Below are 16,655 nucleotides of genomic sequence, written 5' to 3'. Positions count from 1 at the left end.
AAACGGCCCGTCTTACGACAGTCTGGAGGTTATATGTTCGCCGTTATTCCCGTTCTTATTGTTGTCGCGCTGATTGTCGTCTGGGCAGGCGTGAAAATCGTGCCGCAGGGCTATCAGTGGACCGTTGAGCGTTTTGGCCGCTATACCAAAACGTTGCAGCCGGGCCTCAATCTCGTCGTTCCCTTTATGGATCGCATCGGCCGCAAAATCAATATGATGGAGCAGGTGTTGGATGTGCCATCGCAGGAAGTCATCTCTAAAGATAATGCCAACGTCACCATCGACGCCGTCTGCTTTATTCAGGTCGTCGATCCGGCGCGCGCCGCTTATGAAGTCAGCAATCTGGTGCAGGCGATTATTAACCTGACGATGACCAATATTCAACGATAATATTAATCATATAATTTTCAATAGATTAATAACAATATGTGTATTTTTCATACTAAATACATGCTTATTCCAGATACAAAAAAAGACCACACTCTGTTAAGAGTGCAGCCAACTTACTGTACCTCTACAAGTTTTAACCCTGTTGACCACTCACCTTCAGGCCAATTGATCGAATGGTCGATCCTGATTATACGGTAGACACCATCCTTTAGATCACCGTCTGAACCATCGGGCATTACCGCGTTCAGTCCATCCAACTTAACGAAGTCATGCATTTTCACATTACCGTTAAGCTGAGACTTCATCATGATCCCGTGGCGGGTTTTTGTACGGACACCGTTCTTAGTGGTGACTGTCTCGTCTTCAGGCGTTTTTGACTTACCACGATTTGAACCAGTCTTCTTTGCCACCAGCTTTACAGATTTCTGTTCAAAGTAAGCGTCAAGTTCCATAATCTGAGCGGGTGTGTATAACCAGGCATCAACACTGGTGTTACTTCCCTTTGCTGGCTGGTTATCAGACCGAAGAACACTGATTGTACCGTTATGAATGCTGTACTGAAGACCACATTCCTTACAGATACGGGTCAGAGCATGATCAAGCTGTCCATAAACAGACTTACCAGATGGATAAGCGGTATCACCAAGGCTGCTCAGTTCCATACGGCTGACAGGGAAACCAAGACGCTTAACGAGGTCTTTGATAACGTCAGCTTTGGTAGTACCTGGCTTATAGGCTACAGACACCTTAGTCATGTTGCGGATTTTATGGTCAGAACTACAGTTGACCACTGTCACAACATCGTTTGAGCCAGTGTCTTTCTTCGTATAAGCGTGAACGATACCGCCAATAAAGATGATCGGTAGGCTGTCATACTCAGTAATAATGTTACCTTCAGAATCACGTTGCCATGACGTGTCATAGCCAGCCTTGATCATCAGTGTTGCATTCTCTTGCATCAAAGCCTGACGGGTTGTCTTGTTCAGGTTGTAGAAACGAAACTCAACGTCATCGCTGCTCGTAGTGGTCGGACTGTTATCAACCGATACGCGCCCTTCCATCCTGATATTATTGAAGATCACAGCATCCATCTGTGATGAGTTATGTTGTCCTGGTGTGTTGCTGAACGTTGCGCTTTCAGTCCCAATGGTAACCTGATAAACGCGAATAGGTACGCCCTGTGCCATTATCAGTTACCTCGCGCAACAAAGTTAGAGTTATCTTCAGTCTGAAGGAGAAGTGTGTATTCATCTTCAGTCAGGTAGACCAAAGAGAACTGCTTACCTGGGCCAAGCGTGTTATAGGTCGGGTAAACATCTGTACCGTAGTTACGCTGAACAGCAATTGCACCCTGTACGCCTGGAAGATCCCAAAGACCTGTAATCACCTGACCGTCTACAAGTTTCTTCTCAGTCAGGATGTCCACACCAGTATTGTCTTTCAGCGTCATATACCAGCGTTCTGTACGTTCTTTGTACTTCAGTTCAATACGGAAAAGGTTTCCGTCGAGCGTCACAGTTTGGGTACTCCACGAAGAGGAAGGTACGTTAATTTCATAACTCATTAATGTGACCCCTCCTTCATGGTTTGGTTAACACCCTGAGAATTAAGGCTATTACGGACATCTGACATAACCTCTTCTGATGGGCTGAAGGTGTAGATGTACTGACCGTGAGAAGCACCCTTCTCAGCAGACTGCTGACAGGAGTTTCTTGCTGACAATGCTTTCTGGTGTTTATCGAGCCATTCAGCAGACTGACCAAGAAGTGCCTTACAGTTCAGGGTTGATTGTGTCTCTGTGGTAGACGCTTTACCTGCACTCTTCAGGCTTTCAACAGCTTTTGTCTTCGTCTTTGCACCAGCTTTACTACCATTTACGTTCTCAGCAGGTACGCCGTTAACAGTGGTTTTAGTCGCTTCTTTAACAATGTCGATTTGTACGAAACTCATATCCACGTTGAGACCATTGGTGATTGCTTTGTCTTTTCTGGCTGAGAAGTTTGCAATCACACAGTTGTCCAATGAGATACCATCCTGACACATCACATGTACGAGGCGCTTCTGGTCTCTCCAGAGTTCCACCGTAGTGATGAAATCTTCAACAGATCCTGAATCCTGTGTCATGAAGAAAACGCCATTGTATTGAGGCACTACTACACCAGAAAGATCAATACGCTTAGGTTGACGGCTGAAGTTATCAGCTACGTTTGCCCCTGACATTACAGGTGAGGTTGTAACGTTCATTGTTGTGTTGTAGTTCATTTCAGTCGTAGCTGACATATTCAAGAACACTGAAAGGTCATCCATTGGACTGAAGAGAATTCCGTCTTTGTTCGAAAAACTTAAGGGCTGCACTTGGTAGCCCGATAGAGTAGCCATTAACAAGCCCTTATTAATATTGTTCAAACGAGTAGTTAGAAATATCACTCTGCCAAGGGTTATTCATACTGTCAGCGTCAAGTGACAGGCTGAAACCGTTACCCTGGTTAAGAATGCCTTGTGACATGACCTTACCGTTACTGTCCTGAATTGTTAGCTTGATGCTTCCATCAATCTTGTTAGGTGGGAGCATTGGAGGCATGAAAGGTACAGTTGGTGTGATGCCTGCTGGAGATGTTGCACCTGTCCAGTTCCCCTGAAAAGCAGGTGTATCTTGCATGTTACCCTTGAACCAATCCCACATCTGAGACGGGTTATAACCAAGTAGTTTATCGAGCCATGTGGCATCAGGTGACTCTGCTCTTTCGCTGAAGCCTTTGGTATCACTGAAGCCCATCTTTTCCCGCAGGCTGTTAGCAGAACCGATCAATTTGTCGGCATTAGCAGCAAGCTCAACCATTGCCAAGAAAGGTAACAGGGAGCCACTAAAAAAGGCAGACAAACGCCCTAAAGCACCTGTAGCAGCTACGGTAGCAGCCTCTGTAGAAGCAACTGTTGCGGCTGTCCCTGAGAAAAGGCTCAGGAATTTCCTACCAACTACGCTCAGGGTTTTGTATGCAGCATATACTGTCAGTGCCTGAGTAGCGGTATTACCGGAATCATTCAGTGCATCCTGTACGCCTTTTGGGAGTTTCTTGAAAAGATCGTCAGCAATCTGCTTGAACTCGTTGAAATATCCGGTTGCACGGATAGCCATAACACCGATGTTATCTACCATCGTAGCGAGGTTTTCAAAGACATAACCAGCACCACGACCAAGCGTTTCAAGGCTACTGTTAGAGGCGTTGAAGAAACCTGTCAGGGACTGAAGAAGTGCTTTAAAGCCGTCGCTATAACCGTTGAAGAAGCGTACCTGACCATCCTGTACAGCATTCTGATAACGCCCAATATTAGCTTGCATGGAGTTCATCGCTGCTGCGGTGACCTTAGCGTCATTAGCGAGCGTTTCCATTGCCTGAATCATCAATTTGGCGAATTCTGCGCCAGAGATAGATTTAGCGTATTTTTTCAGTTCGCCAACGTTTTTTGTCTTGGTGAGTTCTAATAATGGACGGACGATGGCAGGCACACTGTTACTGACCTGAAGCCAATCTTGTCCCATGAGGCTTGATGAACTCGCGATCTGAGGCAGCACATAGTTTAGTCGCGCGATTGCTTCATTATTTGCCCCTGTCTGATGCCCAAAGATGCTTTCCGTCTGCATAAGGCGCGGGATTTCTTCATCTTTGAATAAACTGGTTGGCAGTGTCTGGCGTAAAATGGCTGCTTGCTGCTGAGCCTGTGTCTTGTTGACACCGAATTTCTGTGCGTACTCATTAACCTGTTGAGTGATAGCAGGAGCGTTATCCTGGTAAGCAGCACCGAGCATGATCCCTGCTTGAGTACGCTCATTACCTTCAACAAGAGACTGTTTGAAATATTCAAGTGCAGCCTGTACAGAAAGAATACCCACAGCCAGTGTAGAGAACTTACCGATCAGCCCTTCCGTTTCGCCAGTTAGACGAGTTGTAGTAGAAGCTGATGAACGTTGAGAGTTAAGAAACATACGCTGTGCTTGTGTAGCTTCTCTCACTTCGCGTCTGAATGCTGCTGTGTCCCCAGAAGCACGATTACGAAGATAAGCGTCACGGATCTGTGATCTGAACTGGTTAACCTGCTGTGTATGGCCTCCACGCTGTAAACGTTCCATAGTCGAGCCATAGAACTGAGCGTGAACATTATCAGCCATACGAGCGATACGGTTACGATACTGACGCTCAAGACGCTGTTCAGATGTCAGGCGAGGTTGACCACCACCAGTGCCACCGGTATGAACACCACCATTAGCACCCATGCGACGATTAGCACGGTCAATTACATTGGTAACACGTTTAGCGCTGCGTTCAGCGTTCTGAACCCACTGGCGAAAATTACCGTTGTTACTGCGAACGTTAAACGCATTTGTCAGAGATCGGTTCATCTGCTTTGCAGCGGTCTCTGTAGATTTGACGATCTTGTTAAGATCTTTTTGTACGTTAGCAGCACCCTTGTTGCGTAGGTTAAACGCATTTGTCAGACGCTTTTCAATACGTCGAGCAGCCTCGTTAACTTTTTTTTCAACTGATTGTAATTGTTGTAAAAATTTGGGAGAGTTCAGTAGCAGGTCAATACTAAACGACTCAATAACTTGTTTATCACCAGCCATTGTGATGATCCTTGTAGGGTAAATTGCTTCGAGCGGGGACTATTTAGAATTGTGAATTTGCTCAAGCTTCAGGTGCTGAGCATGCTGCTGAAGCGTGGTCAAAGATGCTTTGAAAATTAGGTAGTTATGAAGTTTGACGAGGTCAGGAAAAGTCATGTCATAGAGTGCTGTTAGCGTTTCACGACATTCCTTGTTGCTATAGATGTTAAGGATGAATATATCGACCTGATCGATCTTGTCTTTCATCTTGTCGAACGACTGAAAAGCAGGTGCTAACACTTCTGGGTTTGTAGCGTTCTTACCCCAATTCAGTCTCAAGCTTGGGTCTTCATACCCAACATCTGAGATTCGAAAAAACTTCCGAAGTTTGCCTCCAGTGCAAACGCCAGCATGTCAACAAACATCCCATAGTTACCAGCGAAGAACTTGTCAGCGTTCAGAGGGAAATCTTCATAGTTGGACTGAGCAGACTGGACTACTGCGCCTTCAAACACGACTGAGGCGACTTCAAAGAAGTCAATCTTGTCAGCAACAGCCATAAGAGCAGATGCAAGAGAAAACTGCTGGTCAGACTGGAAAAGACCACCAGCTACAGCCATGAGTTTTGAGGCGAGTGCTACACCTTTCTTACCAGGCACAAGCTGAATTTTCAGGGTCACTGTATCACCTGCTTTGTCTTTGAATTCTTTAGAAACGGAGTTGTTGAACATTATTTTGTACCTGTCTTGATCGTTGCGACTGTGGTGAATTGCGGGCGTGCTGTATCAGAAGTCTTTGTCTGAGTTTCAGCCTGCTGTGCTTTGGATTCTTTGTCCTTTTGAGCAATCTCAGCATTGACCTTGTTAAGTTCCTTTGCAGCAGTAATCTTTGCTGTAACGGTGGGCGCATCTGTAATACCGAGCTTTTCAAGAACTTTGATGTCACTGGTTACCACTGCACGGAGAAACTGACGGGTCAGATCCAGGTCATCAAGCTGACGAAGCTGTGAGAGTGTGCCTTTGAACTTGCTGCCTGAACCTTTCGGACGCCCCTTAAGATTTCCAGATTGACCAGGTTTAAACAGGTGATCACGGTTTTTAGTTGTCATCTTATAGAGCCTTATAGCTGTGACAGAGCATCAAGGAAACACCCTGTCGGGAGTTAATTAACATAGGGAGATGTTCGTATGAGAATCACGAATAATGCGGTTATTGAATCGCCACGGGTTTAACAGACACCTCAGAGTCATTTAAGATGGCTTAAAGAGAGGTGCCCATGAGCGGTAAGCGTTATCCCGAAGAGTTTAAAACTGAAGCAGTCAAACAGGTTGTTGATCGCGGTTATTCTGTTGCCAGCGTTGCAACACGTCTCGATATCACCACCCACAGCCTTTATGCCTGGATAAAGAAGTACGGTCCGGATTCTTCCACTAATAAAGAACAGTCAGATGCTCAGGCCGAGATCCGCCGTCTCCAGAAAGAGCTGAAACGGGTTACCGACGAACGGGACATATTAAAAAAAGCCGCGGCGTACTTCGCAAAGCTGTCCGACTGAGGTACGCCTTTATCCGTGACAACTCCTGTTGCTGGCCTGTTCGCCTGCTCTGTCGGGTGCTGGATGTTCATCCCAGTGGTTTTTACGCCTGGCTTCAGCAGCCGCATTCACAACGCCATCAGGCAGACCTGAGACTGACAGGACAGATTAAACAGTTCTGGCTGGAATCGGGATGCGTCTATGGTTATCGCAAAATCCATCTGGATCTGCGTGACAGCGGGCAACAGTGCGGAGTAAACAGAGTCTGGAGACTGATGAAACGTGTCGGAATAAAGGCTCAGGTCGGATACCGAAGCCCGCGGGCACGTAAAGGCGAGGCCAGTATCGTGTCACCCAACAGGCTCCAGCGACAGTTCAATCCGGATGCTCCTGATGAGCGTTGGGTAACGGACATAACCTACATCAGGACCCACGAAGGCTGGCTGTATCTTGCCGTTGTTGTTGATCTGTTCTCACGCAAAATTATCGGCTGGTCCATGCAATCCCGGATGACAAAGGACATTGTCCTGAACGCACTGCTGATGGCTGTATGGCGGCGTAATCCCGAAAAACAGGTGCTGGTTCATTCGGATCAGGGCAGTCAGTACACAAGCCATGAGTGGCAGTCGTTCCTGAAATCACACGGCCTGGAGGGTAGCATGAGCCGTCGCGGTAACTGCCATGATAATGCGGTTGCAGAAAGTTTTTTCCAGTTGTTGAAACGTGAACGGATAAAGAAAAAGATCTACGGAACGCGGGAAGAAGCCCGCAGTGATATTTTTGATTACATCGAAATGTTTTATAACAGTAAGCGTCGGCATGGTTCTAGCGAACAGATGTCACCGACAGAATATGAAAACCAGTATTATCAACGGCTCGGAAGTGTCTAGATTATCCGTGGCGATTCACTTTATCGTTCAGATCGATGTTCCGCACAAACTCTGTGGGGAAGTCACAGGAGACCGTTTGACGGTGTTGATTAATCTGCTTCTGAAGCTGGTCAAGGCTTGCCGTCAGAGCATCGTACCGTGTGTTATAGGTTTCTTTATCAATACGGTCATCCAGCAATAGATCAACAAGTTTCCTTTGCTTGTCCTGGATCAGCGTTTCCTCTGCCTGCATCTGAACGAGTTCATTCTCAGTAGCCTTTGTTCCAGACAGTAGCCTTTTGGTGTTATACAACAGCCCCTGTATGATGGCGTTTTCAACATCGTCACGGCGGATAGCTTTAGCCTCCTTGCATCTGCCTAACCGTTTGTTAGAGCAGACGTAATACCCGTAGGTGTAATGCTTAGGGTTCATAGGCTTAATACTGGACTGGATAATTGACGCGCCACAGTGAGCGCATACCAGCACAGTCTTGAATACGTTGACTAAGCGTGCATCGTCTTTGCTACCTGCTGAACGCCCTTTTGCCCATGCAGTAACAATCTGGTTCACCTGCTGAAACTCATGCAAAGGTATAGCTACTTCAGGCTTACCTGTCAGCTTGTTCGTCCAGACGTAGTAGTTTTCAATTGGCTCAGCAGACGCTTTGACATCCTTTGTTGCCTGAGAAGAAACAACCTTACACCCGTAGACAGCGGGATTCTTCAATAGCTGCTGTATCGTCGTCTGATTCCACTTTTGCACACCACCTTTGAAGTTTGGTGTGAGGTCATCATTAAGGCTTTTGGCAATACGTGACATAGAATCACCTGCAAGCCTTTGTTTGAAGATCCTGCGTACAGTTGACAGATGAGGCTCTACCGGTTCAAAGCGTGTACCTTCTTCATCTACCCTTAACCATGCAGGACAAGCACGAGTCATGATCTTTCCCTGTGCTGCAAGTAGCCTTTTCTGTGACCAGTTAATCAGACCGCGTTTTTGTTTCTTCTCTGATTCCTCAAAAGCAGCCTGTGCTTTGATGGCAATGGTGATAACTGCAAATGCATCATTGAGATCTGAACGGTCATAGAATTTATCAGGGTTGTCCTGAAGAATAACGATCCTCATCCCTGTCAGAAGAATTTCACGTACAAGCTGTTGGGTAGCATCAATCCCACCACGGGACAATCTATCGAATGCCTCGATCAAAATGACAGCACCCTGTTGATAGATACCTCGTTTGCAGTCCATCAACAGTCGATTCAGATCAGAACCTGCTGCAAGGTGTGCGCCACTAAAAGCAGACAAGCCTTCATCACTGTACTCTTCAACCAAGTTAAAGCCTGAGTGTTCTGAGAGCCACTTTGCAACTCGCTCATTCTGTCTTCTATCTGAATCCCCTTCCTGCTGTATCTTGCTTGAGTAACGGACGTAGCTGATTGCCTGTGTCATCTTGTGTATATTCGTAGTCATCTTTATTGCCCCTATTATTAAACATCACACTGATATTTTCAGAATGTTAGATTTATAATCATTATTATGAGGGCATTATGACCAATATCCGTACGGTGCTGGGTTCGATGGAGCTGGACGAAATGCTGTCGCAGCGCGACAGCATCAATACCCGCCTGTTGCATATTGTTGATGAAGCGACCAACCCGTGGGGTGTAAAGGTAACGCGTATCGAGATTCGCGACGTGCGTCCGCCGCAGGAGCTGATCGCGGCGATGAATGCCCAAATGAAGGCGGAGCGCACCAAGCGCGCCGATATTCTGGCGGCGGAAGGCATCCCTCAGGCGGCGATTTTACGCGCCGAGGGCGAGAAGCAGTCGGAAATCCTGAAGGCGGAAGGCGAGCGTCAGGCGGCATTTTTACAGGCGGAGGCGCGCGAACGCGCCGCCGAAGCGGAAGCGCGCGCTACCACCATGGTTTCTGAGGCGATCGCCGCAGGCAATGTACAGGCGGTAAACTACTTCGTGGCGCAGAAATATACCGACGCGCTGCAAAAAATCGGCTCCGCCGACAACAGCAAAGTGGTGCTGATGCCGCTGGACGCCACCAGCATTATGGGCTCTATCGCCGGCATCAGCGAGCTGCTGAATGAAACGCGGCCCACGCGGAGCGACAGATAATGCTGGCCGCCATCGTCAATCATCCGCACTGGTTCTGGCTGACGCTGGGCGGACTGCTGCTGATTGCCGAAATGCTGGGCTCCAACGGCTACCTGCTGTGGAGCGGCATCGCCGCGCTAACGGTAGGTCTGATTCGCTGGCTGCTGCCCTTCACCTGGGAGACGCAGGGCGTACTGTTCGCCCTGCTGACGCTGATCGCCGCGTTTCTCTGGTATCGCTGGCTGGCATACCGACAGCAGCGGCAGCCTGATATGCATCTCAATCAGCGCGCGCGGCAGATGACGGGCATGTCGCTGACGCTGACGGAAGGGCTGGTGAACGGACTGGGGCATGTTCGTATCGGCGACGGCAGCTGGCGCGTGCAGGCCGATCACGATCTGCCTGCCGGCACGCGGGTCGTGGTCACCGGCGTGGAAGGCGTTACCCTGCGGATTGCGCCGCTGGAAACGACGCGTTAGCTGTCCGCGCGATGGCAGCAGCCCGCAAGGTTATTAATGATCGGGCAGTCCGCGCGCTCATCGCCGGGGCAGCTTTCCGCCAGCGCCAACAGCCGTTCACGCATCAGGTTCAGTTCAAATATATGCGCCTCGATCTCTTTTACCTTTTGCAGCGTGCGCGCTTTTACATCCGCGCTGTGGCGCGCCGGATCGTTGAACAGGTGCACCAGCTCCCGACACTCATCAAGGTTAAAACCGACCTGACGCGCCTGGCGCAGCAGCGTTAACTCCTCCAGGTGGCGCGTCGTGTAGCTGCGATAACCATTCTCGCTGCGCAGCGGCGGCGTCACCAACCCTTTCTCTTCATAGAAGCGGATCGCTTTACTGGTTAAACCGGTTTTTTTCGCTACATCGCTAATATTCATCTTATCCCCCTTCGGTTGATTACGGGCAGTCTCTCTTTCCCGCTCCGGCAGCCTGAGGCCGACGCCTCCCATTTATAACGCTATTTGTCAGCGACGGAAACTGAAACCCGCCCTTCAAGCGCTGGCCGCCGCATCGCAGCAAGTTCGATCGGCAAACAAACATTTTAAGACGCCGCCATCGCTTTTTTTATGGATTATTGACGCGGCTGTTTACGACTGTGGCCGATAATGATTTTTATTTTCCGTCCTTAACCTACCTGCCCAGGCCGTTATACTTTTTTACCTGCTGAACGTGATGTTGATCAAAAGAGGCCGAAAAACGTTGCCCGTAAATAGGGTTAGTAAAAAGCGTTAAATAAGGCTGTTAATTGTTGGTAAGGTGGCGCGATGCGGTATAAAACGCGCCATTATTATAAAAAGATAGCCGCGGCATGATCGCAGCCAACATATCCTTTTTTATTTATCACCGCAGACGAACCCCGCTTAACCACAGACCAACGGCGCTTCTGGCCTCTTGCGTTATGCCGGTTAATTCTGTGCCCCGCGTCTACGCATATGACGCTCGCTGCCGCCCCGGTAAAATCTTATCTGAGGAAACTTGACCTTCCCCTTAAAGGAAGGTTTACCCTTATTACTTCAGTCATTGATTCTGCGCAGGCAGAAAGGAGATGCTTTATGTCACATACCACTCTGTTAACGCTGGACGGCCTTTCCTGCGGCCACTGCGTTAAACGCGTTAAAGATGCGCTGGAACAGCGCGACGATGTGCAACAGGCCGAGGTGACGCTGAACGAAGCGCGCGTAACCGGCGACGCATCCGCAGAAGCGCTGATCGCCACCGTTGAACAGGCGGGATATCAGGCCAGCAGCCAGGACAGCTCGCGCCCAAAGGCTGAACCGCTGACAGTATCAGAACCGACGCCGGAAGCGCTGACAGCGGACAACTCCACGCTTCCGGCAGAGACTCAGCCAGCGAAGAACATCCTGCAACCGGCAGAAAACCGTCCAGCGGGGAACGCCCCGCTTCCGGAGGAAAGCAGGCCAGCAGAGAACGCTTCGCTTCCGGCGCAGGCCGATACGGCGGCGGAAAACTACCAGCTGCTGATTGAAGGAATGAGCTGCGCCAGCTGCGTCAGCCGGGTGGAAAAGGCGCTGGCGCAGGTCGACGGCGTGCATCAGGCGCGCGTCAACCTTGCCGAACGCAGCGCGCTGGTTATCGGCTCGCCGCAGCCGGAAGCGCTGGTATCCGCCGTGGTGAACGCTGGCTATGGCGCGGAGGTGATCGGCGACGAAAGCGAACGGCGCGAGAAACAACAGTTAAGCGCGCGCCAGGCGATGCGCCGCTTCAGCTGGCAGTCGGCGCTGGCGCTGGCGTTAGGCGTGCCGCTGATGGTTTACGGCCTGTTCGGTGACAATATGATGCTGACCGCCAGCAACCGCAGCGGCTGGCTGGTGATTGGCGTTCTGACGCTGCTGGTGATGGTGGTCGCCGGCGGTCATTTTTATCGCAGCGCATGGCGCAGCCTGCGCAATGGCTCAGCCACAATGGATACGCTGGTGGCGCTCGGCACGCTCACCGCCTGGCTCTATTCCATCAGCGTCAATCTGTGGCCCGACTTTTTTCCAGCCGCCGCGCGCCATCTCTATTATGAAGCCAGCGCCATGATCATCGGCCTGATAAACCTTGGTCATGCGCTGGAGCAGCGCGCGCGCCAGCGATCGTCGAAAGCGCTGGAGCGCCTGCTGGACTTAACCCCGGCGACGGCGCGCGTGATAACGGAGAGCGGCGAGAAAACCGTGCCGTTAAGCGACGTGCAGCTGGGCATGATCCTGCGTCTGACGGCGGGCGATCGCGTGCCGGTTGACGGCGTGATTAGCGAAGGCGAAGCCTGGATGGAAGAGTCGATGCTGACCGGCGAAGCGCTGCCGCAGCATAAGTCGCAGGGCGAGTCGATTCATGCCGGTACGCTGGTGCAGGATGGCGCGATTCTGCTTCGCGCCAGCGCGATTGGAAAAAATACCACGCTGTCGCGCATTATTCAGCTGGTGCGCCAGGCGCAAAGCAGCAAGCCTGCTATCGGGCAGCTGGCTGACCGCATCTCGGCGGTGTTCGTTCCGGCCGTGGTGCTGATCGCCCTGTTCAGCGCCGCCGTCTGGTATTTCTTCGGACCGCAGCCGTCGCTGGTCTATATGCTGGTGATCGCCACCACTGTATTAATTATAGCCTGTCCCTGCGCGCTGGGCCTCGCCACGCCGATGTCGATCATCGCTGGCGTTGGACGCGCTGCGGAGTTTGGCGTGCTGGTGCGCGACGCCGACGCCCTGCAACGCGCCAGCGAGCTGGATACGCTGGTATTTGATAAAACCGGCACCCTTACTCAGGGGGCGCCGCAGGTGACGCAGATCGTCGCCTTTGAGGGTTTCAGCGAAACGCAGGTGCTGCGATGGGCAGCGGCGCTGGAACAGGGCTCGAATCATCCGCTGGCAAAAGCGATACGCGACCGCGCCGGTGAAGGCGCGCTGCCGGAAGGCGCGCAGTTCCGCACCCTGCGCGGCATGGGCCTTAGCGCGACGCTGGAAGGTAAACCGATGCTGCTGGGCAATGCGGCGCTGCTGGCGCAGCAGCAGGTTAGCGCCGAGCGCGCCGCCGCGCTGGCCGATGAGCTGGCGGCAAAAGGCGCTACGCCGGTATTTCTTGCCGTTGAGGGCAAGCTGGCGGGCCTGCTGGCGATCCGCGATCCGCTGCGCGATGAAAGCATGCGCGCGCTGCAACGCCTGCACGGGCTGGGCTACCGGCTGATTATGCTGACTGGCGATAATGAGGTGACCGCGAGAGCCATTGCGCAGGAGGCCGGGCTGGATGAGGTGATCGCCGGCGTACTGCCGGACGGCAAGGCAGACGCCATTCGTCGCCTGCAGCAGGCGGGCCATAAGGTTGCGATGATCGGCGACGGCATCAATGACGCGCCGGCGCTGGCCCAGGCCGATGTCGGCATCGCCATGGGCGGCGGCAGCGATGTGGCGATTGAGACCGCAGCCATTACCCTGATGCGTCACGATCTGCACAGCGTAGTCGATGCGCTGGCGATTGCGAAAGCGACGCTGCGTAATATGAAGCAGAACCTGCTGGGCGCGTTTATTTATAACTCGCTGGGAATACCGATTGCCGCTGGCGTGCTGTGGCCGTTGACCGGCACACTGCTAAGCCCGGTGATTGCCGGCGCCGCCATGGCGCTTTCTTCGATTACCGTGGTCAGCAACGCCAACCGGCTGCTGCGCTATCAACCCCCGACTGAATAATACGCTTACGCTTTCACCTGTTCATCGGCAGATGAAACCGCTAGCATGGATCGTTTACGGGTGGAATCGGGTGGAAGAATGGATAACTGGCTCTACAACCTGAAGGCGCTGTATCACCGGCTGGCGCCGACGCATTACAGCTGGCCGGCAACCGACGTCTGGCTGCCGGGCAACCGGCAGCTGCATTTGGTGGGCAGCATCCATATGGGCACGCGCAATATGATGCCGCTGCCGCCCGGCCTGCTGAGCCGCCTGGAAAAGGCGGACGCGTTGATTGTTGAAGCGGATATCACCGGCAGCGCCTCTCCGTTCAGCTACAGCGAACCGCAGCCGCCGCTGGCGGAGAGGCTGGACGCGGCCACCTTGCAGCGTCTGAGCCGCCTGTGCGACGAGTTTCAACTCACTCTGACACAGTTCGATCCTCTCCCCGCCTGGCAGGTTGCGCTGATGCTGCAGGCGCAGCAGGCGCAGCGGCTCGGTCTGCGTCCTGATTACGGCATCGATTATCAGCTGTTGCAGGCGGCTCATGCGCAGGGACGTCGGGTGATTGAGCTGGAAGGAGCCGGCGAGCAGCTCGACCTGCTGAAAACGCTGCCGGAGAATGGCCGTTTGCTGCTGGCCGACACGCTGGAGCACTGGCACACCAACGCCCGTCTGTTGCAAACCATGATCGGCTGGTGGCTGGAGAAGCCGCCGCTACAGCGCCGGGCGGCGTTGCCGAACACCTTCAGCAACGAGCTAAACGATGTGCTGATGAGCCAGCGCAACCAGCGTTGGGATACGCAGCTGCGCGCGTTGCCGCCGGGACGCTATGTGGTGGCGGTCGGCGCGCTGCATCTGTACGGCGAGAATAATTTACCTGCGCTGCTGAGGCGTAAATAAAAAAAAGGCCAATATCGCTATCGGCCCGTCAAAGAGGAATTTGTTTATGATTTTGGTTATTCATCAGCAAATGCATCGCTGACGCGAGGGTAATTTTCCCTTAAAGCCTGCGATTTCACCAGCGCTATTTTTAACCCATTTGTAAGTTTTCACTGTCAGGAAAAAGCGATGACCCCGGCGATAAAACTACTGGAAAAGCAGAAAATCCCTTTCACATTGCACCCTTACGAACATGACAGCCATGAAACCCACTTCGGCGATGAGGCGGTGCGCAAGCTTAATCTGGATGCGCGGCAGGTTTTTAAAACCCTGCTGGTGGCGCTGAACGGCGACGCCAAACAGCTTGCCGTCGCGGTGACGCCCGTCGCCAGTCAGCTCGATTTGAAAAAAGTGGCGAAGGCGCTCGGCGCGAAAAAAGCGGAGATGGCCGATCCGCAGCTGGCGCAGCGCGTGACCGGCTATCTGATTGGCGGCATCAGTCCGCTGGGGCAGAAAAAGCGCCTGCCGACGGTGATCGACGCGCAGGCCGCCAGCTTTCCTACTATGTTTATCTCCGGCGGCAAGCGCGGCCTGGATATTGAGCTGGCCGCCAGCGATCTGGCTACGCTGCTGGACGCGGCGCTGGCTGACATCGCCCGTCGCGATTAGGCGCGCTGCGCGCAAAGCCGATCGATCATCCAGCGTCCCGCCGGTCCCGGCGGCGTGCGGGTCGACCATACTGCATCCACCGCGATGCTTTGCGGCCAGCCTGCCACCGGCAGCGCCTGCAGGACGCCATGACCAAACTGCTCTACCAGCCAGCGCGGCAGAATCGACCAGCCGAACCCCTGCTCCGCCATCTCCAGCAGCAGCAGATAGGAAGGCGCGGACCACACCGGCCCGCGCGCCCGATTCTCTCTGCCGATCCAGGTATTCAGCTGCAACTGCCTGACGCGATTCAACTCCGCCTGGCTGACCTCTTTCTGGGCCGCCAGCGGATGCGCGCGATGAATAAAAACCTCCATCTTTGGCTGCACCTGCAAACGCGACGCGGCGATAGTCGCAGGCAGCCGTGACTGCACGCGTATCACGCCGAGATGAATGCGCCCGCTTTGCAGCAGATCGATAACATCTTCATCTTCGGCGATCATGCATTCGAATTCGATATGGGGATAGCGCGTCGCAAACTGCTTCAGCAGCTGCTCATGATGATCGGCCTGCCAGAAATCGGAGATCGCCATGCTGAGGCGCGGTTCAACGTTGTCTGACAGCCTGATCGCCAGCTCATCCAGCCGCTGGCTGGCGGCGAGGATCTCCTCTACCTGCCGCAGGGCGCGCCCGCCCGCTTCGGTTAATACCGGTTCCCGGCTTTCGCGGTGAAACAGTTTAAACCCTAAATCCGCCTCCAGGTTGGCGATCGCGGCGCTGACGGTTGACTGGCTTTTCCCCAGCGCGCGCGCCGCCGCGGAGAAGGATCCTTTTTCGACCGCCAGCACAAAAGCCTGCAAAGATTCCGGTGAATAACGCATATTTCTATCGCTTTTATCGATGGGAGGTCATTTTATTTTATCTGAAGAAAGCCAGAAAATGCGCGTCCGTTATATTAAGGAGACGTTATGAAAACCCGTTCGCTGAAAGAACGCCTGCTTCACGCCACAGGCTTTGAGGCGTTAGCTATTATGATCGTGTCGCCGCTGGCAGCGATACTGATGAATAAACCGCTGTTTCAGATGGGCGCGGTGGCGCTGGCGCTTTCTACTATCGCCATGGTGTGGAATATCATCTACAACGCGCTATTTGACCGCCTGTTTCCACCGGCCAAAGTCAAACGCGGTGTGGGGCTGCGCATCGTGCATGCGCTCTGCTTTGAAGGCGGCTTTATTCTTATCGGCCTGCCGGTAGCGGCGGCGATGTTAGGCATCGGGCTGTGGCAGGCGTTTCTGCTGGAGATCGGTTTCTTCCTGTTCTTCCTGCCCTATACCGTGGCGTATAACTGGCTGTGGGATCGCGCGCGGGAAAAATGGCAGGCGCGTCACGCCTGCCATCATGGTTAAATTCGCCGCTCTGATGCGACGCGCGGATCGGCGATCGCATCAGGCCTCTCCGC

Annotated in this window: 15 protein-coding genes and 2 pseudogenes; 8 read left to right on the top strand and 9 right to left on the bottom strand. The window is 52.6% G+C overall.

Features of this window, described 5'->3' with window-relative positions; translation table 11 throughout:
• Positions 1-33: 33 nt before the first annotated feature.
• A pseudogene (locus C2E16_RS06015) lies at positions 34-384 on the top strand (SPFH domain-containing protein); the annotation flags it as partial.
• A 119-nt stretch (positions 385-503) separates the two neighbouring features.
• Here the strand turns inward: C2E16_RS06015 and C2E16_RS06010 are convergent.
• From C2E16_RS06010 to C2E16_RS05980, 6 genes are all read right to left on the bottom strand, one after another.
• Complete coding sequence (locus tag C2E16_RS06010) at positions 504-1,577, bottom strand: hypothetical protein (protein WP_084971462.1); 1,074 nt, start codon at positions 1,575-1,577, stop codon at positions 504-506.
• A 2-nt stretch (positions 1,578-1,579) separates the two neighbouring features.
• Positions 1,580-1,954: a phage baseplate plug family protein gene (locus C2E16_RS06005; protein WP_084971460.1), complete on the bottom strand. Its 375-nt coding sequence runs from the start codon at positions 1,952-1,954 to the stop codon at positions 1,580-1,582.
• The gene (locus tag C2E16_RS06000; protein WP_084971458.1) at positions 1,954-2,769 is read right to left on the bottom strand and encodes a phage baseplate protein; all 816 of its coding nucleotides are present in this window, start codon (positions 2,767-2,769) and stop codon (positions 1,954-1,956) included. Before C2E16_RS06000 ends, C2E16_RS06005 begins: the two co-directional genes overlap by 1 nt.
• Before the next feature lie 13 nt (positions 2,770-2,782).
• Positions 2,783-5,014: a hypothetical protein gene (locus C2E16_RS05995; protein ID WP_084971456.1), complete on the bottom strand. Its 2,232-nt coding sequence runs from the start codon at positions 5,012-5,014 to the stop codon at positions 2,783-2,785.
• Between the two features lie 314 nt (positions 5,015-5,328).
• A complete protein-coding gene (locus tag C2E16_RS05985; RefSeq protein ID WP_084971782.1) occupies positions 5,329-5,724 on the bottom strand; it encodes a phage tail assembly chaperone in 396 nt (131 codons plus the stop codon).
• A complete protein-coding gene (locus C2E16_RS05980) occupies positions 5,724-6,101 on the bottom strand; it encodes a hypothetical protein (protein ID WP_084971780.1) in 378 nt (125 codons plus the stop codon). Before C2E16_RS05980 ends, C2E16_RS05985 begins: the two co-directional genes overlap by 1 nt.
• Positions 6,102-6,268: 167 nt before the next feature.
• On the opposite strand from C2E16_RS05980, the gene C2E16_RS05975 reads away from it, so the two are divergent.
• A protein-coding gene (locus C2E16_RS05975; protein ID WP_085949497.1) for an IS3 family transposase occupies positions 6,269-7,416 on the top strand; the annotation gives its coding sequence in 2 pieces (ribosomal slippage) (positions 6,269-6,506 and positions 6,506-7,416; 1,149 coding nt in all).
• A gap of 1 nt (position 7,417) precedes the next feature.
• On the opposite strand, the gene C2E16_RS05970 is transcribed toward C2E16_RS05975, so the two are convergent.
• The gene (locus tag C2E16_RS05970) at positions 7,418-8,845 is read right to left on the bottom strand and encodes a recombinase family protein (RefSeq protein WP_167401657.1); all 1,428 of its coding nucleotides are present in this window, start codon (positions 8,843-8,845) and stop codon (positions 7,418-7,420) included.
• 98 nt (positions 8,846-8,943) lie between these two features.
• Here C2E16_RS05970 and C2E16_RS05965 point away from each other — a divergent pair.
• Positions 8,944-9,525, top strand: a pseudogene (locus C2E16_RS05965) (SPFH domain-containing protein); the annotation flags it as partial.
• On the top strand, positions 9,525-9,983 hold the full coding sequence (locus C2E16_RS05960) for an NfeD family protein (protein ID WP_038627518.1): 459 nt from the start codon (positions 9,525-9,527) through the stop codon (positions 9,981-9,983). The pseudogene C2E16_RS05965 and the gene C2E16_RS05960, both read left to right, overlap by 1 nt.
• Here the strand turns inward: C2E16_RS05960 and cueR are convergent.
• Complete coding sequence (cueR, locus tag C2E16_RS05955; RefSeq protein WP_038627520.1) at positions 9,980-10,387, bottom strand: Cu(I)-responsive transcriptional regulator; 408 nt, start codon at positions 10,385-10,387, stop codon at positions 9,980-9,982. The two genes, C2E16_RS05960 and cueR, sit on opposite strands and share 4 nt — an antisense overlap.
• A gap of 675 nt (positions 10,388-11,062) precedes the next feature.
• On the opposite strand from cueR, the gene copA reads away from it, so the two are divergent.
• The 3 genes from copA (at position 11,063) to ybaK (ending at position 15,217) form a co-directional block, all read left to right on the top strand.
• Positions 11,063-13,687, top strand: coding sequence for a copper-exporting P-type ATPase CopA (gene copA, locus C2E16_RS05950; protein ID WP_084970005.1), 2,625 nt, complete (start codon positions 11,063-11,065; stop codon positions 13,685-13,687).
• A gap of 78 nt (positions 13,688-13,765) precedes the next feature.
• Positions 13,766-14,569 (top strand): TraB/GumN family protein, encoded by an 804-nt coding sequence (locus C2E16_RS05945; protein WP_038627524.1) that lies wholly within the window; start codon positions 13,766-13,768, stop codon positions 14,567-14,569.
• 168 nt (positions 14,570-14,737) lie between these two features.
• On the top strand, positions 14,738-15,217 hold the full coding sequence (gene ybaK, locus C2E16_RS05940; RefSeq protein WP_038627526.1) for a Cys-tRNA(Pro)/Cys-tRNA(Cys) deacylase YbaK: 480 nt from the start codon (positions 14,738-14,740) through the stop codon (positions 15,215-15,217).
• Here the strand turns inward: ybaK and C2E16_RS05935 are convergent.
• The gene (locus C2E16_RS05935; protein ID WP_038627528.1) at positions 15,214-16,077 is read right to left on the bottom strand and encodes a LysR family transcriptional regulator; all 864 of its coding nucleotides are present in this window, start codon (positions 16,075-16,077) and stop codon (positions 15,214-15,216) included. The genes ybaK and C2E16_RS05935 overlap by 4 nt on opposite strands.
• An 87-nt stretch (positions 16,078-16,164) precedes the next feature.
• Here C2E16_RS05935 and C2E16_RS05930 point away from each other — a divergent pair, with 87 nt between their 5' ends.
• Complete coding sequence (locus C2E16_RS05930; RefSeq protein ID WP_038627530.1) at positions 16,165-16,602, top strand: multidrug/biocide efflux PACE transporter; 438 nt, start codon at positions 16,165-16,167, stop codon at positions 16,600-16,602.
• Positions 16,603-16,655 lie beyond the last annotated feature (53 nt).

It is taken from the genome of Mixta calida, assembly GCF_002953215.1.
Classification (GTDB): Bacteria; Pseudomonadota; Gammaproteobacteria; order Enterobacterales; family Enterobacteriaceae; genus Mixta; species Mixta calida.
Note: the sequence above shows the minus strand (reverse complement) of the source record. Positions and strands in the feature narration are given on the sequence as shown.